21 protein-coding genes are annotated in these 22,264 nt (G+C 59.6%); 15 read left to right on the forward strand and 6 right to left on the reverse strand.

The window, feature by feature from the left end; translation table 11 throughout:
* Positions 1 to 47: 47 nt before the first annotated feature.
* Positions 48 to 1,472 (reverse strand): aspartate ammonia-lyase, encoded by a 1,425-nt coding sequence (gene aspA / locus IE038_RS00795; RefSeq protein ID WP_189394956.1) that lies wholly within the window; start codon positions 1,470 to 1,472, stop codon positions 48 to 50.
* A 179-nt stretch (positions 1,473 to 1,651) separates the two neighbouring features.
* On the opposite strand from aspA, the gene IE038_RS00800 reads away from it, so the two are divergent.
* The 6 genes from IE038_RS00800 to IE038_RS00825 all read left to right on the forward strand — a co-directional run bounded on the left by IE038_RS00800 (position 1,652) and on the right by IE038_RS00825 (position 6,037).
* Positions 1,652 to 2,554 carry a LysR substrate-binding domain-containing protein gene (locus IE038_RS00800; protein WP_163931685.1) on the forward strand — a complete coding sequence of 301 codons (903 nt, stop codon included), beginning with the start codon at positions 1,652 to 1,654 and terminating at the stop codon, positions 2,552 to 2,554.
* A 224-nt stretch (positions 2,555 to 2,778) separates the two neighbouring features.
* Entirely contained in the window at positions 2,779 to 3,324 is a 546-nt protein-coding gene (locus tag IE038_RS00805; protein WP_163931688.1) for a zinc metalloprotease, read from the forward strand.
* A gap of 203 nt (positions 3,325 to 3,527) precedes the next feature.
* The gene (purE, locus tag IE038_RS00810; protein WP_065758113.1) at positions 3,528 to 4,019 is read left to right on the forward strand and encodes a 5-(carboxyamino)imidazole ribonucleotide mutase; all 492 of its coding nucleotides are present in this window, start codon (positions 3,528 to 3,530) and stop codon (positions 4,017 to 4,019) included.
* Positions 4,020 to 4,029: 10 nt separating this feature from the next.
* Positions 4,030 to 5,112, forward strand: coding sequence for a 5-(carboxyamino)imidazole ribonucleotide synthase (locus IE038_RS00815; protein ID WP_163931692.1), 1,083 nt, complete (start codon positions 4,030 to 4,032; stop codon positions 5,110 to 5,112).
* Between the two features lie 92 nt (positions 5,113 to 5,204).
* Complete coding sequence (locus tag IE038_RS00820; protein ID WP_163931694.1) at positions 5,205 to 5,450, forward strand: GlsB/YeaQ/YmgE family stress response membrane protein; 246 nt, start codon at positions 5,205 to 5,207, stop codon at positions 5,448 to 5,450.
* 53 nt (positions 5,451 to 5,503) lie between these two features.
* The gene (locus tag IE038_RS00825) at positions 5,504 to 6,037 is read left to right on the forward strand and encodes a DUF3299 domain-containing protein (RefSeq protein ID WP_163931697.1); all 534 of its coding nucleotides are present in this window, start codon (positions 5,504 to 5,506) and stop codon (positions 6,035 to 6,037) included.
* A gap of 36 nt (positions 6,038 to 6,073) precedes the next feature.
* On the opposite strand, the gene IE038_RS00830 is transcribed toward IE038_RS00825, so the two are convergent.
* Positions 6,074 to 6,970, reverse strand: a complete 897-nt coding sequence (locus IE038_RS00830; RefSeq protein ID WP_189394957.1) for a D-hexose-6-phosphate mutarotase — start codon at positions 6,968 to 6,970, stop codon at positions 6,074 to 6,076.
* Between the two features lie 72 nt (positions 6,971 to 7,042).
* Positions 7,043 to 7,444 carry an acyl-CoA thioesterase gene (locus tag IE038_RS00835; protein ID WP_065758118.1) on the reverse strand — a complete coding sequence of 134 codons (402 nt, stop codon included), beginning with the start codon at positions 7,442 to 7,444 and terminating at the stop codon, positions 7,043 to 7,045.
* A gap of 363 nt (positions 7,445 to 7,807) precedes the next feature.
* On the opposite strand from IE038_RS00835, the gene IE038_RS00840 reads away from it, so the two are divergent.
* From IE038_RS00840 to IE038_RS00875, 8 genes are all read left to right on the forward strand, one after another.
* Positions 7,808 to 9,097: an MFS transporter gene (locus IE038_RS00840; RefSeq protein WP_189394958.1), complete on the forward strand. Its 1,290-nt coding sequence runs from the start codon at positions 7,808 to 7,810 to the stop codon at positions 9,095 to 9,097.
* Between the two features lie 161 nt (positions 9,098 to 9,258).
* Positions 9,259 to 10,260, forward strand: coding sequence for a phosphate ABC transporter substrate-binding protein PstS (locus IE038_RS00845; RefSeq protein ID WP_189394959.1), 1,002 nt, complete (start codon positions 9,259 to 9,261; stop codon positions 10,258 to 10,260).
* Between the two features lie 138 nt (positions 10,261 to 10,398).
* Positions 10,399 to 12,687, forward strand: a complete 2,289-nt coding sequence (locus IE038_RS00850) for an ABC transporter permease family protein (RefSeq protein WP_163931700.1) — start codon at positions 10,399 to 10,401, stop codon at positions 12,685 to 12,687.
* A 17-nt stretch (positions 12,688 to 12,704) separates the two neighbouring features.
* Positions 12,705 to 14,375 carry a phosphate ABC transporter permease PstA gene (gene pstA / locus IE038_RS00855; protein ID WP_163931703.1) on the forward strand — a complete coding sequence of 557 codons (1,671 nt, stop codon included), beginning with the start codon at positions 12,705 to 12,707 and terminating at the stop codon, positions 14,373 to 14,375.
* A gap of 81 nt (positions 14,376 to 14,456) precedes the next feature.
* Positions 14,457 to 15,290, forward strand: a complete 834-nt coding sequence (pstB, locus tag IE038_RS00860; RefSeq protein WP_163931706.1) for a phosphate ABC transporter ATP-binding protein PstB — start codon at positions 14,457 to 14,459, stop codon at positions 15,288 to 15,290.
* 56 nt (positions 15,291 to 15,346) lie between these two features.
* Positions 15,347 to 16,105, forward strand: a complete 759-nt coding sequence (gene phoU, locus IE038_RS00865) for a phosphate signaling complex protein PhoU (RefSeq protein ID WP_163931709.1) — start codon at positions 15,347 to 15,349, stop codon at positions 16,103 to 16,105.
* Between the two features lie 162 nt (positions 16,106 to 16,267).
* Positions 16,268 to 17,164 (forward strand): response regulator, encoded by an 897-nt coding sequence (locus IE038_RS00870; RefSeq protein WP_163931712.1) that lies wholly within the window; start codon positions 16,268 to 16,270, stop codon positions 17,162 to 17,164.
* Positions 17,165 to 17,312: 148 nt separating this feature from the next.
* Positions 17,313 to 18,209 carry a peptidoglycan DD-metalloendopeptidase family protein gene (locus tag IE038_RS00875; protein WP_163931715.1) on the forward strand — a complete coding sequence of 299 codons (897 nt, stop codon included), beginning with the start codon at positions 17,313 to 17,315 and terminating at the stop codon, positions 18,207 to 18,209.
* Positions 18,210 to 18,214: 5 nt separating this feature from the next.
* On the opposite strand, the gene IE038_RS00880 is transcribed toward IE038_RS00875, so the two are convergent.
* The 3 genes from IE038_RS00880 to phoB form a co-directional block, all read right to left on the reverse strand.
* On the reverse strand, positions 18,215 to 19,555 hold the full coding sequence (locus IE038_RS00880) for a hemolysin family protein (RefSeq protein ID WP_102052731.1): 1,341 nt from the start codon (positions 19,553 to 19,555) through the stop codon (positions 18,215 to 18,217).
* A gap of 114 nt (positions 19,556 to 19,669) precedes the next feature.
* The gene (gene phoR / locus IE038_RS00885) at positions 19,670 to 20,944 is read right to left on the reverse strand and encodes a phosphate regulon sensor histidine kinase PhoR (protein WP_229775579.1); all 1,275 of its coding nucleotides are present in this window, start codon (positions 20,942 to 20,944) and stop codon (positions 19,670 to 19,672) included.
* Positions 20,945 to 21,040: 96 nt separating this feature from the next.
* Positions 21,041 to 21,730 carry a phosphate regulon transcriptional regulator PhoB gene (phoB, locus tag IE038_RS00890; RefSeq protein WP_028942483.1) on the reverse strand — a complete coding sequence of 230 codons (690 nt, stop codon included), beginning with the start codon at positions 21,728 to 21,730 and terminating at the stop codon, positions 21,041 to 21,043.
* A gap of 148 nt (positions 21,731 to 21,878) precedes the next feature.
* On the opposite strand from phoB, the gene IE038_RS00895 reads away from it, so the two are divergent.
* Entirely contained in the window at positions 21,879 to 22,253 is a 375-nt protein-coding gene (locus IE038_RS00895; RefSeq protein ID WP_189394960.1) for a COG4315 family predicted lipoprotein, read from the forward strand.
* Positions 22,254 to 22,264: the final 11 nt, after the last annotated feature.

Consider the following 22,264-nt stretch of genomic DNA (forward strand, 5'->3'; position numbering starts at 1 on the left):
TGTCTAGTCCCTCGACCTGGTGAGCGGTTTGCGTGAGGGGCTGAAGGTTAGGCCTTCAGTGGTACCAGACGCGGTGCAATCATGTTTTCCGGGCGCAGGATGTCGTCGAGCATGGCGTCGTCGAGCAAGCCTTCTTCGCGCACCAGTTCCAGTACGCCGCGGCCGCTTTCCAGCGCAATACGGGCGATACGGGTGGCGTTTTCGTAGCCGATGTACGGGTTCAGGGCGGTGACCAGGCCGATCGAGTGCTCGACCAGTTCACGGCAGCGCTGCTCGTTGGCAGTGATGTCGACGATGCAGTGCTCGCGCAGCATGTCCATGGCACGTTGCAGCAGGCGGATCGAATCGAAGATCTTGTAGGCGATCAGCGGTTCCATCACGTTCAACTGCAGTTGGCCACCTTCGGCCGCAATGGTCAGGGCCAGGTCGTTACCGATGATGGCGAAAGCCACTTGGTTGACCGCTTCCGGGATAACCGGGTTGACCTTGCCTGGCATGATCGAGCTGCCTGGCTGACGTGCTGGCAGGTTGATCTCGTTGATGCCGGTGCGTGGGCCGCTGGACAGCAGGCGCAGGTCATTACAGATCTTCGACAGCTTGACTGCAGTACGCTTGAGCATGCCAGAGAACAAGACGAAGGCGCCCATGTCCGAGGTGGCTTCGATCAGGTCGGCAGCCGGTACCAGCGGCTGGCCGCTGATCTCTGCCAGGCGCTGTACGGCCAGGTGCTGGTAGCCTGGGTCGGCGTTGATGCCGGTACCGATGGCGGTACCGCCCAGGTTGACTTCAGTCAGTACTTCCGGCGCCAGGGTGCGCAGGCGGTTGAGGTCTTCGGTCAGGGTGGTGGCAAAAGCACGGAATTCCTGGCCGAGGGTCATCGGTACCGCGTCCTGCAGCTGGGTACGGCCCATCTTCAGTACGTGGTTGAACTCTTCACCCTTGGCAGCGAAGGCCTGGATCAGGCTGTCGAGGCTGGCCAGCAGGGCGTCGTGACCGAGCAGCAGACCCAGACGGATCGCGGTCGGGTAGGCGTCGTTGGTCGACTGCGCCATGTTTACATCGTTGTTCGGGTGCAGGTACTTGTACTCACCCTTCTCGTGGCCCATGGACTCGAGTGCGATGTTGGCGATGACTTCGTTGGCGTTCATGTTGGTCGAAGTACCAGCACCGCCCTGGATCATGTCTACCACGAACTGCTCGTGGTAGTCGCCGCGGATCAGACGGGCGCAAGCCTCGCTGATGGCAGCGTGCTTGGTATCGTTCAGGTGACCCAGCTCGCGGTTGGCGTCAGCAGCAGCCTGTTTGACCATGGCCAGGGCCACGACCAGCTTAGGGTAGTGCGACAGCGGTACGCCAGAGAGGTGGAAGTTGTTGGCAGCACGCAGGGTCTGGATGCCGTAGTAGGCATCAGCAGGGACTTCGAGGGTGCCAAGCAGGTCTTTTTCAACACGGAACGATGCAGCAGCGGACATGATAGATATCATCTCGAGTTTGGCCCGGCACATGCCGGAATGGCGCTAATCCTAGGTCTGCGGGAATTTTGCGGCCAATGCTGTTGCACGCTAACCTATGCACAAACGGCATAATGGTAGATGTGACGCCAACAGCTATTCGAGCGTGTGCCATTTTGGTGCGTGCCTGGAGACCCGTGATGAACCTAGAAAGTAAATGGCTGGAAGACTTCAGTGCGCTGGCCGCTACCCGCAGCTTTTCGCAAGCGGCCGAGCGCCGTTTCGTGACCCAGCCGGCCTTCAGCCGGCGTATTCGCAGCCTGGAGGCGGCGTTGGGCCTGACCCTGGTCAATCGGTCGCGTACACCCATCGAGCTGACGGCTGCGGGTCAGCTGTTTCTGGTGACGGCGCGTACCGTGGTCGATCAGTTGGGCGAGGTCCTGCGCCATTTGCATCACCTCGAAGGCGGGCAGGGCGAGGTCATTCAGGTGTCTGCGGCGCACTCTCTGGCACTTGGCTTTTTCCCGCGCTGGATCGCCCAGTTACGCAACGATGGGCTCAATATCGCGACACGTTTGGTTGCAACTAACGTTGGCGATGCAGTGCATGCCCTGCGTGAAGGGGGGTGTGATCTGATGCTGGCATTCTATGACCCGGATGCCGCCTTGCAGATGGATGCGGAAATCTTCCCGTCGTTGCACTTGGGGCATACCGAGATGCTGCCGGTCTGCGCTGCTGATGCACAGGGCAAGCCGCTGTTCGACCTCGAAGGCGAGGGCAGTGTGCCGTTGTTGGCGTATAGCGCCGGTGCATTCCTCGGACGCTCGGTGAACCTGCTGTTGCGTCAGCGTAACCTGCGTTTTACTACGGTCTACGAGACGGCCATGGCCGACAGTCTCAAGAGCATGGCATTGGAGGGGCTTGGTATCGCCTGGGTGCCACGGCTGTCGGCAAGGGCTGAGTTGGAGCGAGGGGAGCTGGTGATTTGTGGTGGCAGCCAATGGCACGTGCCACTGGAGATCCGCGTGTATCGCTGCGCGCTGGTGCGCAAGGCCAACGTTCGGTTGCTCTGGCGCAAGCTGGAGCAGGCTGCGGCAAGCTGATTTCTTTGCGGGCTTCCTACCTCTTTTGGTTGCAAGCGCTACGCGATGCATGGGCGATGGCTGAATGTGGGAGGCCGGCATGACTTGTAGGTTGGGTCGACGGCTTCCTCAAGCCGCGCCTGTCATCAGGACGGGTGCACTCTTCTGAAAGGATTTCGGAATGCTCTAAAAAATACGATCTTTACGAAAAGTACGGGGACTTTGACAAGTACGAGAAAAAGCCCGTGTTCATCTACCTGTTCTGTCACGATGATCTTGATGAGGGTTATCGACGGATCATCTACCGCGACTATCTGAAGGACTTGATGTTTGAGCTGGAGCAGGTATTCCAGCGTGAAATCATTGTCGAACTTCACTATGCCATCCCAGGCTTGACTGACCTCAGTTACAAGACCGAATTGGGCGAGGAGCGGCGGAGTCTCGATGCATTCGCCTCGCGCGGAGCTGCGTTTGCCCAAGAGAACGATCTGTCCTACCGCCACAACTATCGTTATGGGCTCATCACCCGGGATGGGATTTCCAGCAGCATGCATGGCCTGGCGCTGGTTGGCAGGAGTTTTTTCCTGGCATCCGTCCAGGGTTACCAGCATATCGCTCATGAACTGGGTCATACATTCAACGCCTCGCATGAGTACGCGGAAGTGACGTTGGGTGTCCCGCCAAAACAAACCTGCATGTATGAAGTAAACAATCCGCTCTATGCGAAGGACTACAGATTCTCTGATGCAAATCGCAGCCGTATGGCCGAATTTCTCGCATCGGTGGAGTAATGCCGGGTACAAAAGCCATGTGCCCTTGAAGCACTGACTAATGGTCGGCAAGGGGGCTTTCTTCTGGCTGCTTTACGGTATACTGCGCGGCCCTTGGCCGGTTCCACCTGCCAATGAATTCGCATAACAAGCCACGCCGGTCGTCCCGCGTGGCTTGTTGTTTTTTGACGCGCCTGAAGGCGCCCAAGAGAAGAGGCTCGACGATGAGTGCACTGGTTGGCGTGATCATGGGCTCCAAGTCCGATTGGTCCACCCTTAGCCACACCGCCGATATGCTGGAAAAACTCGGCATTCCCTACGAAGTGAAGGTGGTCTCCGCCCACCGCACGCCGGACCTGCTGTTCCAGTATGCCGAAGAAGCTGAGGGCCGTGGCATCGAAGTGATCATCGCCGGTGCAGGTGGCGCAGCCCACCTGCCGGGCATGTGCGCTGCCAAGACTCACCTGCCGGTTCTGGGTGTGCCTGTGCAGTCCTCGATGCTCTCGGGTGTCGACTCGTTGCTGTCGATCGTGCAGATGCCAGCAGGTATCCCGGTGGCAACCCTGGCGATCGGCAAGGCCGGTGCGATCAACGCCGCGCTGCTCTCGGCAAGCATTCTGGGGGCCAAGCACCCTCAGTTCCACGCTGTGCTGAAGCAGTTCCGCGCCGAGCAGACAGACAGCGTTCTGGACAATCCAGATCCACGCCAGGCCTGAGGTCACGAGCATGAAAATCGGTGTAATCGGTGGCGGCCAATTGGGCCGCATGTTGGCCCTGGCAGGTACTCCGCTGGGCATGAATTTCGCTTTCCTTGACCCTGCGCCAGACGCGTGTGCCGCGCCGTTGGGCGAGCACCTGCGCGCCGACTACGGTGATCAGGACCACCTGCGCCAACTGGCTGACGAAGTTGATCTGGTGACGTTCGAGTTCGAAAGTGTGCCAGCCGAAACCGTTGCCTTCCTGTCGCAGTTCGTACCGGTCTACCCAAGCGCCGATTCCCTGCGTATTGCTCGTGATCGCTGGTTCGAGAAGAGCATGTTCAAGGACCTGGGCATTCCAACCCCGTCCTTCGCCGATATTCAGTCGCAAGCCGACCTGGACGCCGCAGTGGCCAGCATCGGCCTGCCTGCGGTGCTGAAGACCCGTACCCTGGGTTATGACGGAAAAGGCCAAAAAGTGCTGCGAAATGCAGCTGATGTAGTGGGTACTTTCGCCGAACTGGGTAGCGTGCCCTGCCTGCTGGAAGGCTTCGTGCCATTCACTGGCGAAGTCTCGTTGATCGCCGTGCGCGCCCGTGACGGTGAAACCCGTTTCTACCCACTGGTCCACAATACGCACGAGAGCGGCATCCTGCGCTTGTCGGTTGCCAGCAGCGAGCATCCGTTGCAGGCGCTGGCGCAAGACTACGCCGGACGCGTACTGAAGCACCTCGACTATGTTGGCGTACTGGCATTCGAGTTCTTTGAAGTGGACGGCGGCCTGAAAGCCAACGAAATCGCGCCGCGAGTTCACAACTCCGGGCACTGGACCATCGAAGGCGCAGAATGCAGTCAGTTCGAGAACCACCTGCGAGCCGTTGCTGGCCTGCCGCTGGGTTCGACCGACAAGGTCGGTGAAAGCGCCATGCTCAACTTCATCGGTGAAGTGCCAGCGGTGGAGCAGGTCATCGCGATCGCCGACTGCCATCTGCACCACTACGGCAAAGCCTTCAAGGTAGGGCGCAAGGTTGGTCACGCGACCCTGCGTTGCGCCGACAAGGCCACGCTCGAGCAGAAAATCCAGCAGGTTGAAGCGTTGATTTCCGCCTGAGCGGAACCTTCCTGCTCCCGCGTCCCTCTGATGGCAGGATGCCAAAGCGCTGACTAGGCTTTGGCGAATGCATTCACTTCAGAGGGATCGCCATGGGAATCATTGGAACCATCTTCATTGGCCTGATCGTGGGTCTGCTGGCTCGTTTCCTCAAGCCGGGCGACGACAACATGGGCTGGATCATGACCATTGTGCTCGGCATCTGTGGATCCGTGGCTGCCACCTATGGTGGCCAGGCCTTGGGGATCTACCATGCCGGTGAAGGTGCAGGCTTCTTCGGTGCGCTGGTTGGCGCCATTGTGTTGCTGGTGATCTTCGGTTTCATCAAAAAAAACTGACGTCAGGCTAGAATGCTCGGCAACTTATGTTTTCCTTGGTTGCCGAGTTTTTCATGCGCCGTATTTTCCTGATTGCTCTCTTGTTTTGCAGTGGTTTGGCCCGTGCCGAGTTGCCGGAAACCGACTGGTTGGAACTGATGCCCAAGTCGGATCAGAAGGCGCTTGAGGAAATGCCCGAGATTGACCATAACTCCCCGGAAGCCAATGGTACGTTCAGCAACAAAGGTGGCCTGAAGCAAAGCAAGGGATTACCGGCGGTGATGTACTCGAGCAAGACCGTTGCGTCCATGAACGGCAAGCACATCCGCCTGGGTGGCTATCCGGTGCCGCTGGAGACCGATGCCAAAGGCAAAAGCACCTTGTTTTTCCTGGTACCGTACCCGGGCGCGTGCATTCACGTGCCGCCACCACCACCGAACCAACTGGTATTGGTGCGTTACCCCAAAGGCCTGAAACTGGACGATATCTACACGCCGTTATGGGTTACCGGCACGTTGAAGGTGGAGAAGGTCAGCAACGACCTGGCAGATGCAGCCTATGCGCTGGACGCGGGGCAGGTGCGGGTGGTGACGGACGCTGACCTTTGATGGCGTTGGCAAGCCAACGCCCACAGTAGTCTCGGTTTAGAGCGGCTCGCTGCCGATACTCAGGCTCAACACGTGGCGGGCGCCGGGTGCCAGTTGTACGATGTCGTCCCAGACATTCGCTGTCTCGATACACAGCATGTGCTGCCAGCCATCGTTGGCCATGTCGGCCAATTCGGCGGCGCGGTCGATCCAGGGGTTCCAGATGACCGCCGAGCGCGAGCCGCTGCTGCGCAACTGGATGCGACGGTTCCAGGCCGGGTCGACAATGCTCAGGTGCTCAGGCGCTTGCAGGTAAATTCTGTCGGTTTCTCCGGCAAAACCCAGGTCGCCCTGTTGGTTGCGTTGCTCCCAGTTGGCCAGCGTTTCGATGTAATCCAGCCCGGCCACGCCTTCGACCCGAACCTGGCGTACATCACTGACGGCGAAGTAGCTGTGCAGCGCCTGGCTGATGGTGACCGGATGACTGCCCAGGTTTTCGCTGCTCAGGGTCAGGCTGAGCTGGTCGCCCAACGTAATGCTCAGCTTCAATTCGACCGTGTGCGGCCAGCCGGGCAGTTCGCCCAAGGCCTCAGGCAGGGTGAAGTCGATGCGCAGTTCCGCGCTGCTGCTGTCGATGCCCTGCAACAGCCAGTCGCGTCCGCGCGCCAATCCGTGGGCTGGTGCCTCACTGGCCTGGTACATGGCCTGCACGCCTTGCGGGTTGCGCGCCAGGTTGCCAAACCAGGGCCAGCACACCGGTACACCTGCGCGTACCGACTTGCCTTGCTTGAAGATGGCCTGGTCGCTCAACCACAGCAATGGCGGCTCGCCAACCCGCTGGTAGCTCAGCACCTGAGCGCCCTGTTGGGCAATCAGTAGCTCAGCGCTGTCGCTGGTAATGCGCCAGCAGTTAAGCTCGCCGTGTTTTTCCGACTCTACCTTGGGTGTGGACATGCGCGTGATCTCGTTCGATTGCCGTAAGGTCGTTGACCTCTCGCCTACCGTCGAGTTTACCGCGCCAGCCGCTCAGCGACGAGGTGGTACCGAACGGGTGCGACCGCTGCCGTCGATGGCAACGAAGACGAACACGGCTTCAGTAACCTTGCGCCATTCGCTGGACAGCGGGTCATCGCTCCACACTTCGACCATCATCTGGATCGAGCTGCGGCCGATTTCCAGGGTCTGGGTATAGAAGGACAGCTGCGCGCCAACGGCGACAGGCACCAGGAAGGCCATGCGATCAATCGCGACGGTAGCAACACGGCCACCTGCTACACGGCTGGCCATGGCAGTGCCGGCGAGGTCCATCTGGGCGACCAGCCAGCCACCATAGATATCGCCGAAACCATTGGTTTCACGCGGCAATGCGGTGATTTGCAGGGCCAGGTCGCCTTGCGGGATAGGATCTTCTTGTTCGAGTTCAATCATGCCGGGGTAGCCTCTGACCCGTGACGCTTCATTGGTTAGCGCAGTGTGGACGCCTCGACAAACGAATCAGCATACGCACGCTACGCTGCGTTCGCTTTAGCCAGGCGGCGAAAGGAAACTCTGCGAAACCGACTAAGTATATTCAGCGGCGCTTTCGCACAACATCCTCCATAAGGCGTAGCCTTTTCCTGCATGAGGCCAGTATATAGAGCCCCGCGTGCAGCGACGACCATACGGTCACCATTATCTGTCGTGAATGTGTACATCCTGTACGTTTTCAAGCAAATTGCCTCGGATCCAACATTTTTCCCTGGCTGCAACCAGCGCTGTTGCCGCTTCAACCATTAATAAAGAGATGCGTCGATGACCTCCGTGCCCACCAGTATCGCGCAGCCCTCGCGGCCGCTGACTCGCAGTGACTACAAGACCTTGTCGCTTTCCGCCCTGGGTGGTGCGCTGGAGTTCTACGACTTCATTATCTTCGTATTCTTTGCCAAAGTAGTCGGCCACTTGTTTTTCCCTGCCGACATGCCCGAATGGCTGCGCCTGATGCAAACCTTCGGCATCTTTGCTGCCGGCTACCTGGCACGCCCACTGGGCGGTATCGTCATGGCGCACTTCGGCGACCTGTTGGGGCGCAAGAAGATGTTCACCCTGAGTATCTTCATGATGGCGGTGCCGACGCTGATCATGGGCTTGCTTCCTACCTACGCGCAGATTGGCATGTGGGCGCCGATCCTGCTGTTGTTGATGCGGGTGATCCAGGGCGCGGCCATCGGTGGCGAGGTCCCGGGCGCCTGGGTGTTCGTCTCTGAGCATGTCCCGGCACGCAATACCGGTTATGCCTGCGGTACCCTCACAGCGGGGCTGACCTCCGGCATTCTGCTCGGCTCGCTGGTGGCCACTCTGATTGGCAGTCTCTACAGTGAGCAGGAACTGTCTGACTACGCTTGGCGGATTCCGTTCCTGCTCGGTGGAGTGTTTGGTCTGTTTTCGGTCTATTTGCGTCGTTGGCTGCACGAAACCCCGGTGTTCGCCGAGATGAAGGCGCGCCAGGCGCTGGCCGAAGAAGTACCGCTGCGAGCGGTGCTGCGTGACCATCGGAGTGCAATCATTCTGTCGATGCTGCTGACCTGGCTGTTGTCGGCGGGCATCATCGTGGTGATCCTGATGACCCCGACCGTGTTGCAGACGGTCTACGGCTTCCCGCTGACCGTTGCACTGCAGGCCAATAGCCTGGCCATTGTGCTGCTCAGCGTTGGCTGTGTCGCCGCAGGCATGCTCGCCGATCGCTTTGGTGCCGGACGGGTGTTCGTGGCCGGTAGCCTGTGCCTGTTGACCAGTTCATGGGTGTTTTATCACAGCCTGTCGACCCATCCGGAGTGGCTGTTTCCGATGTATGCGTTGACCGGGTTGTGCGTTGGCATCGTCGGTGCGGTGCCTTACGTGATGGTACGGGCGTTTCCACCGGTGGTGCGGTTCAGTGGCCTGTCATTCTCCTACAACCTGGCCTATGCCATTTTTGGTGGCCTGACGCCGATGGTCGTGACGTATTTGCTCAAGCTCAGCCCCATGGGCCCGTCCTATTACGTGGCCGGTATCTGCACCATTGGTCTGCTGGTGGGCTGCTATTTGCTGGCGACGAAGCGCTGACACTGCTCTAGACCCGCTGTGGTTACAATTTGAAAGGCCTTCCCGCCTGAGCGGTGAAGGCCTTTCATCTAATTGTCATATTCACTTCATAGAGTGGTCATACGCCCTGCAGATACTGGGGCCCGATTCATCTCAACCCCAATTCCTGCTAGGAGCAAGGCATGAAACTGAAGCGTTTGATGGCGGCCCTGACGTTTGCCGCCGCTGGCGTTGCAACCGCTAATGCGGTTGCCGCTGTTGACCCTGCTATTCCGAATTACGTCAAAACCACGGGCGTTTCGGGCAACCTCTCCAGCGTCGGTTCCGATACCCTGGCCAACCTGATGACCTTGTGGGCTGAAGCCTACAAAAAAGAATACCCGAACGTGAACATTCAGATTCAGGCCGCGGGTTCCTCCACAGCGCCACCGGCTCTGACTGAAGGCACTGCCAACCTGGGCCCGATGAGCCGCAAGATGAAGGACGTCGAGCTGCAGGCGTTCGAGCAGAAGTATGGCTACAAGCCAACCGCAATCCCGGTTGCTGTTGATGCCTTGGCTGTCTTCGTGCACAAGGACAACCCGATCAAGGGCCTGACCATGGCTCAAGTCGATGCGATTTTCTCGTCGACCCGCCTGTGCGGTGGCAAGAACGACGTCAAAACCTGGGGTGACCTGGGTGTGACCGGCGACCTGGCCAACAAGCCGGTTCAGCTGTTCGGCCGTAACTCGGTGTCTGGCACCTACGGCTACTTCAAGGAAGAAGCCCTGTGCAAAGGCGACTTCAAGCCTAACGTCAACGAGCAGCCAGGCTCGGCTTCGGTCGTTCAGTCGATCAGCAGCTCGCTGAACGGCATCGGTTACTCGGGCATCGGTTACAAAACCGCCAGCGTGAAAACCGTGGCACTGGCCAAGAAGGAAGGCGGCGCTTTCGTTGAAGACAACGAAACCAACGCGCTGAACGGCACCTACCCGCTGTCGCGCTTCCTCTACGTTTACGTCAACAAGGCACCGAACAAGCCTCTGGCCCCGCTGGAAGCCGAGTTCGTCAAGCTGGTCCTGTCGCAGGCCGGTCAGCAAGTCGTGGTGAAAGACGGTTACATCCCACTGCCAGCCAAAGTGGCTGAGAAAGCCCTGGCCGACCTCGGCCTGAGCCAAGGCGCCAAAGGCGTCGCGCAGAACTGAGTGTGAACCTGGCGGGGTTCGGTCTTGGCCGAATCCTGCTGCAAATTGCGAGTCCGCTGCCAGGACACCTGAGCGGCGGGCTTTTTTGCGTCACTGCATTGTCATGTTTCTGTCATACGGGACCGCTAGGGTGTGCGCATGAATGATCTGGCCAACTCCACAATGACCCAAAATTCTCCCCCCGTGCGGATTGACTTCAATACGCCCGAATTGCAACGCAAGCGCCGTCTGCGCGCGCTCAAGGATCGCCTGACCCGCTGGTACGTACTGGTGGGCGGGCTGGCCGTGCTGGCTGCGATTACCTTGATCTTCTTCTACCTTGCGTACGTGGTCATGCCACTGTTCCAAGGTGCTGAACTGACCAGCAAGAAGGCGCTGACTCCAGCCTGGCTGCAACAGGATGCCGGCAAACCGCTGATGATCTCCCTGGAAGAACAGAACCTGGTGGGGATGCGTGTTTCCGACAAAGGCCGAGTGCTGTTCTTCGACACCAAGACCGGTGCCGAACTGCAACACGTCGACCTGCCGTTGCCCGCCGATACCCAGGTCACCTCGATTGGTGTCGATCAGCCAGGTAACCCGCTAGTGGTACTGGGTCTCTCCAATGGCCAGGCGCTGGCGTTCAGCCACAGCTACAAGATCACCTACCCGGACAACAAGAAAACCATCAGCCCAGCCATCGACTACCCCTATGGGCAGGCACCGTTCACCCTCGATGACGAAGGGCGTCCGCTTGAGCACGTGAGCCTGAACGTCAATGGCGACACGCTGGTGGTTGCAGGTTCGACCGGTTCGCACCTGCAAGTGCTGTCGCTGGCCCGCGAAGAAAACATGATGACCGGTGAGGTCACCAGTGAGCAGAGCCGTATCGATCTGCCGCAGATGACCGAGCCAGTGAAGGCCATTTTCATCGACCCACGCCAGCAGTGGCTGTATGTACTGAACGGTCGCGCTCAGGCGGACGTGTTCAGCCTGCGTGAAAAAAGCCTCAACGGCCGCTACAAACTGCTCGACGACGGCAATGCCGAAGTCACCGCCAGCACTCAGTTGGTGGGCGGTATCTCGCTGATCATCGGTGATTCCAAAGGCGGCCTGAGCCAGTGGTTCATGGCCCGCGACCCTGATGGCGAGCAGCGTTTCAAACGCATTCGTGACTTCAAGATGGGCACCGACCCGGTGGTACAGATCGACGCTGAAGAGCGCCGCAAGGGCTTTGTCGCCTTGGATGCCAGCGGCAAGCTGGGTGTCTTCCACAGCACCGCCCACCGTACCCTGTTGATCGAGCCAGTCGCCGAAGGCGCGGGCATCTTGGCACTGTCGCCACGTGCCAACCGGATCATCATCGAAGAAGGCGGCAAATTGCTGCCGGTGAGCCTGCGCAATCCGCACCCGGAAGTGTCCTGGAGTGCGCTGTGGAGCAAGGTCTGGTACGAGAACTATGACGAGCCGAAGTACGTCTGGCAGTCCACTGCGTCCAACACCGACTTCGAGCCCAAGCTGAGCCTGTCGCCACTGACCTTCGGTACCTTGAAGGCAGCGTTCTACGCCATGATCCTGGCAGCGCCGCTGGCGATTGCTGCTGCGGTCTATACCGCTTACTTCATGGCACCCGGCATGCGTCGCAAGGTCAAGCCGGTGATCGAGCTGATGGAAGCGATGCCGACGGTGATCCTCGGTTTCTTCGCGGGTCTGTTCCTCGCGCCTTATCTGGAAGGTCACCTACCGGGCGTGTTCAGCCTCTTGCTGCTGACACCCATCGGCATTCTGGTTGCCGGCTTCACCTGGAGTCGCCTGCCTGAGTCGATCCGTCTGCGGGTACCGGATGGCTGGGAAAGCGCGATCCTGATCCCGGTGATCCTGCTGACCGCCTGGTTTGCCCTGTACATGAGCCCGTTCCTTGAAACCTGGTTCTTCGGTGGCGACATGCGCCTGTGGATCACCCATGACCTGGGCATCACCTACGACCAGCGCAACGCTCTGGTAGTCGGCTTGGCCATGGGCTTTGCGGTTATCCCGAACATCTACTCGATTGCCGAAGACGCCGTATTCAGCGTGCCACGCAGCCTGACCCTGGGCTCCCTGGCGCTGGGCGCCACGCCGTGGCAAACCCTGACCCGTGTGGTCATCCTGACCGCCAGCCCTGGGATCTTCTCGGCGCTGATGATCGGTATGGGCCGTGCGGTCGGTGAAACCATGATCGTGCTGATGGCCACGGGTAACACACCGGTCATGGAGCTGAACCTGTTTGAAGGTATGCGCACCCTGGCGGCCAACGTCGCGGTGGAGATGCCGGAATCGGAAGTCGGTGGCAGCCATTACCGCGTGCTGTTCCTCGCCGCGCTGGTACTGCTGATGTTCACCTTCGTGATGAACACCTTGGCCGAGCTGATTCGCCAGCGTCTGCGCAAGAAATACTCGTCGCTTTGATAGGAAGGTAGAGATCCGTGAAAAAGGATTCCCTCAAAAGCTGGTTCAAGAGCGGCGCCCCTGGCGTCTGGATCAGCGGTGGCGCCGTGTCCATCGCGGTAATCATGACGATCGGCCTGCTGTCGGTGATCGCCGTGCGTGGCCTGGGTCACTTCTGGCCTGCTGATTTGATCCAGACCACCTATAACGTGCCGGGTCAGGCCAGCCACATCGTTGTCGGCGAAGTGGTGCAGAAGGAAGAAGTACCCCGTGCACGCTTGAAGGGTGCCGGTTTGCCGGTGCCTGACGAAGGCCCGGAGTTCATGACCCGCGAGCTGATCAAGGTCGGTAACCGCGACCTCAACGGCACGGACTTTACCTGGGTTGTGGGCGAGTGGTTGACCGAGCAAACCACGCCAGCGGATCTGATTGCCCTAGAGCGTCGCGAGTGGGGCAACTTCTACGGCCACCTGGTCAGCGTCAAGGAGGACGGCAAGGTCGTCGCCGAAGGCCAGGCCGCCTGGAATGAACTGCAGGCACGCCTCAAGCGCGCCGATCAGTTGGCTGGCGAGCTGCAGTCGCTGGAGAAAAAGGACATTGGTGCGATCAACCATGGTCTTGAGCGCCTTCGCCTGCATGGCCGCAAGCTGGAGCTCAACGGCAAGCTCGATGCCGCTGCGCAAGCGGACATCGAGAGTGAGCGCGCCGAGCTGAACAATCGCTACAAGGCCGTTGAGGACCGTCTCGGCAGCCTGCACCAGGCGTTCGCCCGCGACAGCCTGGTGGCCCGCGATTCGAATGGCCGGGAAGTGGAGATCAACCTGAGCAAGGTGGTTCACGCTTATCAGCCAAACAGCATGGGTACCCTGACCAAGCTGGGCGTTTACTTCAGCAAGGTCTGGGAGTTCCTCAGCGACGATCCTCGCGAAGCGAACACCGAAGGCGGGATCTTCCCGGCGATCTTCGGTACCGTGATGATGACCCTGATCATGGCCGTTATTGTCACGCCGTTCGGCGTACTGGCGGCGGTCTACCTGCGTGAATATGCGCGCCAGGGACCGGTCACACGTCTGATCCGAATCGCGGTGAACAACCTCGCCGGTGTTCCGGCCATCGTATACGGTGTGTTTGGCCTGGGCTTCTTCGTCTACGTGCTGGGTGGCTCGCTTGACCGGCTGTTTTTCCCCGAAGCGCTGCCAGCGCCTACCCTGGGTACACCAGGCCTGCTCTGGGCTTCGTTGACACTGGCGCTGCTGGCCGTACCGGTGGTGATCGTCGCTACTGAAGAAGGTCTGGCACGGATTCCGCGGACGGTGCGTGAAGGTTCTCTGGCACTGGGTGCGACCAAGGCCGAGACGCTGTGGAAAATCGTCCTGCCGATGGCCAGCCCGGCGATGATGACCGGCATGATCCTGGCTGTTGCACGTGCGGCCGGTGAAGTGGCTCCGCTGATGCTGGTCGGTGTGGTGAAACTGGCACCGTCGCTGCCAGTGGACGGTAACTACCCGTACCTGCACCTGGACCAGAAGATCATGCACCTGGGCTTCCATATTTATGACGTGGGCTTCCAGAGCCCGAACGTCGAAGCCGCACGACCGCTGGTCTACGCCACGGCGCTGTTGCTGGTGCTGGTCATTGCCCTGCTGAACCTGTCGGCCGTGGCGATCCGTAACCACCTGCGCGAGAAGTACAAGGCGCTGGACAGCTGATAGGCCGTCCCTGAATTGCAAGTGCCGCCCGGTCGCCGGGCGGTTCGATGAAACGACATTGATAGCGTATGGAGTCTAACCATGCAGCATGAATCCCACGCCCACGGCATCGATATGTCGGCCTTGGGCCGCGACAAGCAGAGCCTGCGCCTGGCTGAAGAAACCGTGGCCATCGAAGTGCCGAGCTTGAGCCTGTACTACGGCGAAAAGCAGGCACTGTTTGACGTCAGCATGAACATTCCCAAGCAGCGTGTCACGGCCTTCATCGGCCCGTCCGGCTGCGGTAAGTCGACCCTGCTGCGCACCTTCAACCGGATGAACGATCTGGTCGACGGTTGCCGTGTGGACGGCGCGATCAACCTGTATGGCAACAACATCTACCGCAAGGGCGAAGATGTCGCCGAGCTGCGTCGGCGCGTCGGCATGGTGTTCCAGAAGCCGAACCCATTCCCCAAGACCATCTATGAAAACGTGGTCTACGGCCTGCGCATTCAGGGTATCAACAAGAAGCGTGTGCTCGACGAAGCCGTTGAGTGGGCACTCAAGGGTGCGGCGCTGTGGGATGAGGTCAAGGATCGCCTGCATGAGTCGGCATTGGGCCTGTCCGGTGGTCAGCAGCAGCGTCTGGTGATTGCCCGCACCATCGCCGTGGAGCCGGAAGTCTTGCTGCTCGATGAACCGTGCTCGGCACTTGACCCGATCTCCACACTGAAGGTCGAAGAGCTGATCTACGAACTGAAATCCAAGTACACCATCGTGATCGTTACCCACAACATGCAACAGGCGGCACGGGTATCGGACTACACCGCGTTCATGTACATGGGCAAACTGGTCGAGTTCGGTGATACCGACACCCTGTTCACCAACCCGGCGAAGAAACAGACTGAAGACTACATTACCGGTCGCTACGGCTAGGACTCAGCGCCTGAACGCCGCCTGACCGTACTCACCGGATGCCCCAAGGATTCTCCATGATCGATAAAGACAGCCTTACCCATCACATCTCCCAGCAGTTCAACGCCGAGCTCGAAGAAGTGCGCAGCCACCTCCTGGCGATGGGTGGCCTGGTTGAGAAGCAGGTCAACGACGCGGTGACTGCGCTGATCGAGGCCGACTCGGGCCTGGCCCAGCAGGTGCGTGAGGTCGACGAGCAGATCAACCAGATGGAACGCAACATCGACGAAGAGTGCGTACGCATTCTGGCCCGTCGACAGCCGGCTGCCTCTGACCTGCGCTTGATCATCAGCATCTCCAAGTCGGTGATCGACCTGGAGCGCATTGGTGACGAATCGACCAAGATCGCCCGTCGGGCTATCCAGCTCTGCGAAGAGGGTGAGTCGCCGCGCGGTTATGTCGAAGTGCGCCACATTGGCGATCAGGTCCGCAACATGGTTCGCGATGCGCTGGACGCTTTCGCCCGTTTCGACGCAGACCTGGCGCTGTCGGTGGCTCAGTACGACAAGACCATCGACCGCGAGTACAAGACGGCATTGCGTGAACTGGTGACCTACATGATGGAAGACCCGCGTTCGATTTCGCGGGTACTGAGCGTGATCTGGGCTTTGCGCTCGCTGGAGCGTATCGGCGACCACGCTCGCAATATTGCCGAACTGGTGATTTACCTGGTGCGCGGCACTGATGTTCGCCATCTGGGCCTGGCACGGATGAAAGAAGAGGTTCAGGGCGGCGCCGAAAGGGCTAATGTTCCCGACAAATCGGACGATAAGTAAGACTGCCCCGAGAATGAACGCCCGGCCTTGGCCGGGCGTTTTCGTTTGCGGTCGAGCAAGTGAGGTGGCACCCCGCGAACGCAAGAGAGTCCCGGCGTGACCCGTTTTTGGCAGATTGCCATCAGTCAGCGTTATGCTAGCCGGGATTGAAAAGGAGTGGCGATGAGTAAAGTCAGTGTTTTGGTGGTGGATGATGCGCCCTTCATCCGCGATCTGGTAAAAAAATGCCTGCGTAATGCCTTTCCCGGCATCGTGACCGAAGATGCGGTCAACGGTCGCAAGGCTCAGGCAATCTTGTCCCGTGAGGCCTTTGACCTGGTGCTATGCGACTGGGAAATGCCAGAAATGTCGGGTATTGAGCTGCTGACCTGGTGTCGCCAGCAAGAGTCGATGAAAGCGTTGCCGTTCATCATGGTGACCAGCCGTGGCGACAAGGAAAACGTTGTCCAGGCTATCCAGGCCGGCGTCTCGGACTTTATCGGTAAGCCATTTACCAACGAACAGCTGCTGACCAAGGTCAAGAAAGCCTTGTCCAGGGTTGGCAAGCTCGACGCACTGCTGTCCAGCGCACCGACCCGAGCCAACTCGGCGTTTGCCAATGATTCGTTGAGTGCCCTGACCGGCGGCAAGGCCGAAACCGTCAAGCCGACGGCTGCTGCTGTTGCCCCAGCCAAGCCGCTGCTCAATGCACCTACGCCACAGCCCAAGGCAGCCGCTCCGGCCGGTCGTGGCCAAGGCCAGCTGCGTTTGCCGAGTGGCATTCAGCCTTGTGTGATCAAGGCTCTGAGCCTCAAGGAAGCCCTGATTGTGGTGCGCCGCAGTGAGGTACTGCCGCAAGTGCTGGAAGGCGCGGTGCTCGATCTGGAACAGGGTGAAAGCGCTGAAACCGCACGCTTGAACGGTTACCTGCATGCGGTGGCGGCCTTGGAGCCGAAGCCGGATAGCGACTGGTTGCAGATTACCTTCCGCTTTGTTGACCAAGATGCGCAAAAGCTCGACTACGTTTCGCGGCTGATCGCCCGCGGCACGGCGCAGAAGCACTTCACGCCGGGTGCCTGACCTTCTTTGCTGGTTCCTATAGGGCTGCTGCAAGCGTCGTACAGGAATCAGCGAGTACCGCTACACACGACGGGCAACGGTCATCCCGTCATTGGCGATTTGAGCTGCTAGGCTTCGACAGAGCACACCTGTCAGAAAGCCATGACCCATGCCCATACGCCTGCTGCTGTTCTGTGCCCTGTTCGTGGCCACCGGTTCGACGCTGGCTACGACGTTCTACAAAAACACCGATGCCAACGGTGTGGTGTCGTATTCGGACCGCCCCAGTCCTGGTGCCTACGCGTTCGTCATTCGTGAGCCTATGGTCGAGCATCTGGAGGAGCAGATTCAGCTCATCGCCAAGCCCTTCACTGGCGGTGTGCGCTTTTTTGCACGCAATAGGTTGTACGCCCCTGTTGAGGTGGAGCTGCGTCTGGCGCGCTTGAGCAATGTACAAGGGGATCCGCCACTGATTGTGCGGCGCGTGCTTCCTGCGCGTGCCACGTTGCCGATCACCGTGCTGAACGCGCTGCAGGTCGATCTGCCCATCGGCTACAGTGAGACCTTTCTGCACTCACTGGGTGATCCAGCCCGGCGTCCGCAAGCATACCGCTATCCATTGCCCTGGCGTGGAGGGCCCTTTCGGTTGACTCAGGGGGCCAACGGACGCTTCAGCCATTTCGGGCCCAAAGGGCGTTATGCCATGGATATCGCTATGCCTGAAGGGACGCCGATCATAGCTGCACGCGCCGGTGTGGTCGTGAAAATCGAGAACAATCAGCATGGCCGGGGTACCGAGCCGGCCGGCAATTTTGTGCGGATTCTGCATGCAGACGGGACCATGGGCGTCTATCTGCATTTGATGCAGGGTTCGGTGGTGGTCAGAGAAGGCCAGCGGGTGGCACTGGGCGATGCGCTGGCGCGTTCAGGCAACACCGGCAACAGCAGCGGGCCACACCTGCATTTTGTGGTGCAGCGCAATGTCGGGCTGGCCCTGGAGTCGATTCCCTACCAGTTCAACCAGCCTATCGACGGGTTGCCGAACTTTACCGCCGGCAACCCGTAGCGCGGTCAATCGAGTTTGAGGACCTTGGCCAGAACGATCTTTGGCCCCTTCATCTTCTTGATGATGATGCGCAGCCCTTCGACTTCCAGCACTTCTTCCTCTTCCGGTACCCGCTTGAGGGTCTCATAGACCAGTCCGGCGAGCGTTTCGGCCTCGATGTGATCCAGGTCTACGCCGAGCAGGCGCTCGACCTTGAACAATGGTGTGTCGCCTCGTACCAGCAGTTTGCCTGGCTGGTAGGCGAGAATGCCGCGCTCGGCCTTGCGGTGCTCGTCCTGAATATCACCGACCAGTACTTCCAGCACGTCTTCCATGGTCAGGTAGCCGATGACTTTGCCGTCGGCTTCCTCGACCAGGGCGAAGTGCGCGCCACCTTGGCGGAACTGTTCCAGCAACTGCGAGAGTGGCATATGCCGGGAAACGCGCTCCAATGGCCGGGTCAGCTCGGCCAGGTTGAAGGACTCGGGAATATGATCGAGGTCGGCCAGTTCCAGCAGCAGATCCTTGATATGCAGCAGGCCGATGAATTCGCCACGTTCTGCGTCATAGACCGGGTAGCGGCTGAACTTGTGCCGACGGAACATCGCCAGGATGTCCTTGAGGGGGGCATTGGCTTCCAGGCTGACCATGTCTTCCCGGGAGTTTGCCCAGTCGACGACTTCCAGTTCGCCCATTTCCACCGCCGAGGCCAGTACACGCATGCCTTGGTCGCTCGGGTCCTGGCCACGGCTGGAGTGCAGGATTAGCTTCAGTTCTTCGCGGCTGTAGTGGTGCTCATGGTGCGGTCCAGGCTCGCCTTGGCCAGCGATTCGCAAAATGGCGTTGGCACTGGCGTTGAGCAAGTAGATTGCCGGGTACATCGTCCAGTAGAACAGGTACAGCGGCACGGCCGTCCACAGCGACAGCAACTCGGGTTTGCGGATGGCCCAGGATTTGGGCGCCAGCTCGCCGACCACAATGTGCAGGTAGGAAATGACGAAGAAGGCGCTGAAGAACGATACGGCCTTGATCACTTCCGGCGACTGCACGCCAACGGCGCCCAGCAGTGGTTCGAGCAGGTGAGCGAAAGCCGGCTCACCGACCCAGCCCAGGCCCAGCGAGGCGAGGGTGATGCCTAGCTGGCAGGCCGACAGGTAGGCGTCCAGCTGGCTGTGTACGGTACGCAGGATATGTCCGCGCCAGCCGTTTTTATCGGCGATGGCCTCGACCCGGGTCGAGCGCAGCTTGACCATGGCGAACTCGGCCGCAACGAAGAATCCGTTGAGCAGAACCAGCAGCAGCGCGAAGAGAATCATGCCGAAATCGGCGAAAAGTGAAGCGAGGCTAAAACCAGCGGAAGGGTCCATGATGGATTTTTAAGGGGTCCGTCTTCTGAAAAGTAGAGAGGTGCTGCGCCGACTTCTGTCGGCACAAGTGGGCCAATGTAGCGGCTGGAGGCGCAAATGCCTAGTGGCGCGCGTTCAGGAGGCGTTGCGCAGGGCGAGTTGCGTGCTCGCGAAATGGCAGGTAAAGGTACTGCCGTGGCCCAGTACGCTGCTGATCTCCAGGCGACCGCGATGACGCAGCAGGACATGCTTGACGATTGCCAGGCCCAGGCCGGTGCCACCGGTATTGGAGGCGCGGCTGGAGTCGACCCGGTAGAACCGTTCCGTCAGGCGCGGCAGGTGCTTGGGGTCGATACCGATACCGGAGTCCTGCACGCTCAGGTGTGCCCCCTGGGCGTCGCTCCACCAGCGGATGCGGATTTGGCCGCCATCCTGGGTGTACTTCACCGCGTTGAAGATCAGATTGGAAAAGGCACTGCGCAGCTCCGCTTCGCTGCCTTTGAGGTAGACATCGCCCTCGGTTTCCAGCGTGATGTTCTGGTTGCGTTGCCCGGAGAGGGCCTTGGCATCACTTTTGATCGACTGCAGCAGGGTGTTGATCGACACCGGCTGGTTATCCGACGGGTAGTCGGTAGCTTCCAGCTTGGCCAGCAACAGCAGGTCGTTGAGCAGGGTCTGCATCCGTCCGCCTTGCTGCTGCATCTGCTGCAGTGCACGTACCCAGCGTGGGTTGACGTCCTCGACGTTGTCCAGCAGGGTTTCCAGATAACCAGCGATCACCGTCAGCGGCGTGCGTAGCTCGTGGGAGACGTTGGCGACGAAGTCCTTGCGCATCTGTTCGAGCTGGTGAATGCGGGTGACATCGCGCACCAGCATCAAATGTTCGTTGTTGCCGTACCGGGTGATGTGCAGTTGCACGCGCAGACGGTCATTGATCGGCGACGGAATTTCCAAGGGTTCAAGGTAGTTCTCCTGTTCGAAGTACTCCTTGAAGCGAGGGTGACGTACCAGGTTGGTGACCGGCTGGCCACTGTCCTGTGGGGTCTTCAGGCCCAGCAGAGTTTCCGCGGCGCGGTTCCACCACTCCAGGTTACCGTCGCTGTCGAGCATGATCACCGCATCCTTGAGCGCGGCGGTCGACTCCTGAACACGGTCGATCACCGCTTGCAGGCGACCACGAACGCGCTGGTCGCGGCGTTGCAGGTGGTAGATGCTATCGAAGACCTCGCCCCAAAGGCCGTAGCCATCGGGCGGAGCTTCGTCGACCTGGTGCAGCCGTAACCATTCGTGCAGGCGCAGGAGCTGTTTCAGGGTCCAGCCCAGGTAGAGCCCCAGGCCCAGCGCCAGGCTCCAGCCATAGTAGCCGCTGATCAGGCCGGCCAGCAGGCAGATCGTGGTCAGCAACAGCATGTGGCGAATCAGTGTGCCATGCCAGTTCTGGTTCAATTAGCGGAACATCCTTTCCAGAGGCAGCTGCGAGCTGCAAGCTTACGCGCGTCAGACGCTTCAGCTTTTAGTCGAAAAACGGTAGCCGGTGCCACGGACGGTTTGTACCAGATTCTCGTAGGCTTCACCCAGTGCTTTGCGCAGGCGTCGGATATGTACGTCGACGGTGCGTTCTTCGACATAGACGTTTCCGCCCCAGACCTGATCAAGCAACTGGCCTCGGGTATAGGCGCGTTCCTGGTGGGTCATGAAGAACTGCAGCAAACGGTATTCGGTTGGGCCCATTTCAGCAGGTTTGCCGTCAATGGTGACACGGTGGCTGATCGGGTCGAGCAGCAGCCCGCCGACTTCGATGGGGGCTTCGCCGTCACTTGGGCCAGCACGGCGCAACACGGCTTTCAGGCGGGCCACCAGTTCCCGTGGAGAAAAAGGTTTGGTGATGTAGTCGTCAGCGCCGACTTCCAGCCCCTGGATCTTGTTGTCTTCCTCACCCTTGGCGGTGAGCATGATGATCGGGATGTCACCCGTCAGCTCGTCGCGCTTGAGACGCCGTGCCAGTTCGATGCCAGAGGTGCCGGGCAGCATCCAGTCGAGCAGGATCAGGTCTGGCTTGCGGTCGACGATGATGGCATGCGCCTGCTGCGAATTTTCTGCTTCCAGGCAGTCATAGCCGGCCATTTCCAATGCAACGGCGATCATCTCGCGAATCGGCGCTTCGTCGTCGACGATTAGAATGTTTCTGCCAACCATGCTGTAACCTCTTGCCATTCAGGTGTCTTGGCCCGCATTAGATAACGGAATTATTGCAGTCGTGTGACAGGTCGTGGGCGCTTGCAGCAACATTCTGTTACTGGGCTAGGCTTAAAGTTCCCACACCCGAGAACAGAAGGTGGATCCAATGACTCGACATACGCTGAACTGGATAGCGCTTTTCACGGCAGCGGCACTGGCCTTGCCGGGGGTGGCCTTGGCCGAATATGCCATGGAAAAGGATGGCATGCTTGTCGATGCCCAAGGCATGACCCTCTATACCTTTGACAAGGATATGGGTGGCAAGTCGATGTGCAGTGGTGAGTGTGCCAAGAACTGGCCGCCGTTGATGGTCAAGGCAGGTGAAAAAGCCGAGGGCGAATGGACGCAGATCAAGCGGGACGACGGAACGATGCAGTGGGCCTATGACGGCAAACCGTTGTACACCTTCATCAAGGACAAGAAAGCCGGCGATATGACCGGCGATGGCATGAAGGACGTCTGGCACGTGGCCAAACCCTGAGGTCCGGCCAA

The sequence above is a fragment of the Pseudomonas laurentiana genome (assembly GCF_014648275.1).
Taxonomy (GTDB): Bacteria; Pseudomonadota; Gammaproteobacteria; order Pseudomonadales; family Pseudomonadaceae; genus Aquipseudomonas; species Aquipseudomonas laurentiana.

Coding starts and splice junctions, on each gene's coding strand:
- IE038_RS00825 (WP_163931697.1), top strand. CDS start 5,504: ATGCGCCGTATTTTCCTGATTGCTCTCTTGTTTTGCAGTGGTTTGGCC.
- IE038_RS00820 (WP_163931694.1), top strand. CDS start 5,205: ATGGGAATCATTGGAACCATCTTCATTGGCCTGATCGTGGGTCTGCTG.
- IE038_RS00800 (WP_163931685.1), top strand. CDS start 1,652: ATGAACCTAGAAAGTAAATGGCTGGAAGACTTCAGTGCGCTGGCCGCT.
- phoB (WP_028942483.1), bottom strand. CDS start 21,730: ATGGTTGGCAGAAACATTCTAATCGTCGACGACGAAGCGCCGATTCGC.
- IE038_RS00830 (WP_189394957.1), bottom strand. CDS start 6,970: ATGTCCACACCCAAGGTAGAGTCGGAAAAACACGGCGAGCTTAACTGC.
- IE038_RS00870 (WP_163931712.1), top strand. CDS start 16,268: ATGAGTAAAGTCAGTGTTTTGGTGGTGGATGATGCGCCCTTCATCCGC.
- IE038_RS00880 (WP_102052731.1), bottom strand. CDS start 19,555: ATGGACCCTTCCGCTGGTTTTAGCCTCGCTTCACTTTTCGCCGATTTC.
- phoU (WP_163931709.1), top strand. CDS start 15,347: ATGATCGATAAAGACAGCCTTACCCATCACATCTCCCAGCAGTTCAAC.
- purE (WP_065758113.1), top strand. CDS start 3,528: ATGAGTGCACTGGTTGGCGTGATCATGGGCTCCAAGTCCGATTGGTCC.
- IE038_RS00845 (WP_189394959.1), top strand. CDS start 9,259: ATGAAACTGAAGCGTTTGATGGCGGCCCTGACGTTTGCCGCCGCTGGC.
- IE038_RS00815 (WP_163931692.1), top strand. CDS start 4,030: ATGAAAATCGGTGTAATCGGTGGCGGCCAATTGGGCCGCATGTTGGCC.
- aspA (WP_189394956.1), bottom strand. CDS start 1,472: ATGTCCGCTGCTGCATCGTTCCGTGTTGAAAAAGACCTGCTTGGCACC.
- IE038_RS00850 (WP_163931700.1), top strand. CDS start 10,399: ATGAATGATCTGGCCAACTCCACAATGACCCAAAATTCTCCCCCCGTG.
- IE038_RS00875 (WP_163931715.1), top strand. CDS start 17,313: ATGCCCATACGCCTGCTGCTGTTCTGTGCCCTGTTCGTGGCCACCGGT.
- phoR (WP_229775579.1), bottom strand. CDS start 20,944: ATGCTGTTGCTGACCACGATCTGCCTGCTGGCCGGCCTGATCAGCGGC.
- pstB (WP_163931706.1), top strand. CDS start 14,457: ATGCAGCATGAATCCCACGCCCACGGCATCGATATGTCGGCCTTGGGC.
- IE038_RS00840 (WP_189394958.1), top strand. CDS start 7,808: ATGACCTCCGTGCCCACCAGTATCGCGCAGCCCTCGCGGCCGCTGACT.
- IE038_RS00835 (WP_065758118.1), bottom strand. CDS start 7,444: ATGATTGAACTCGAACAAGAAGATCCTATCCCGCAAGGCGACCTGGCC.
- IE038_RS00895 (WP_189394960.1), top strand. CDS start 21,879: ATGACTCGACATACGCTGAACTGGATAGCGCTTTTCACGGCAGCGGCA.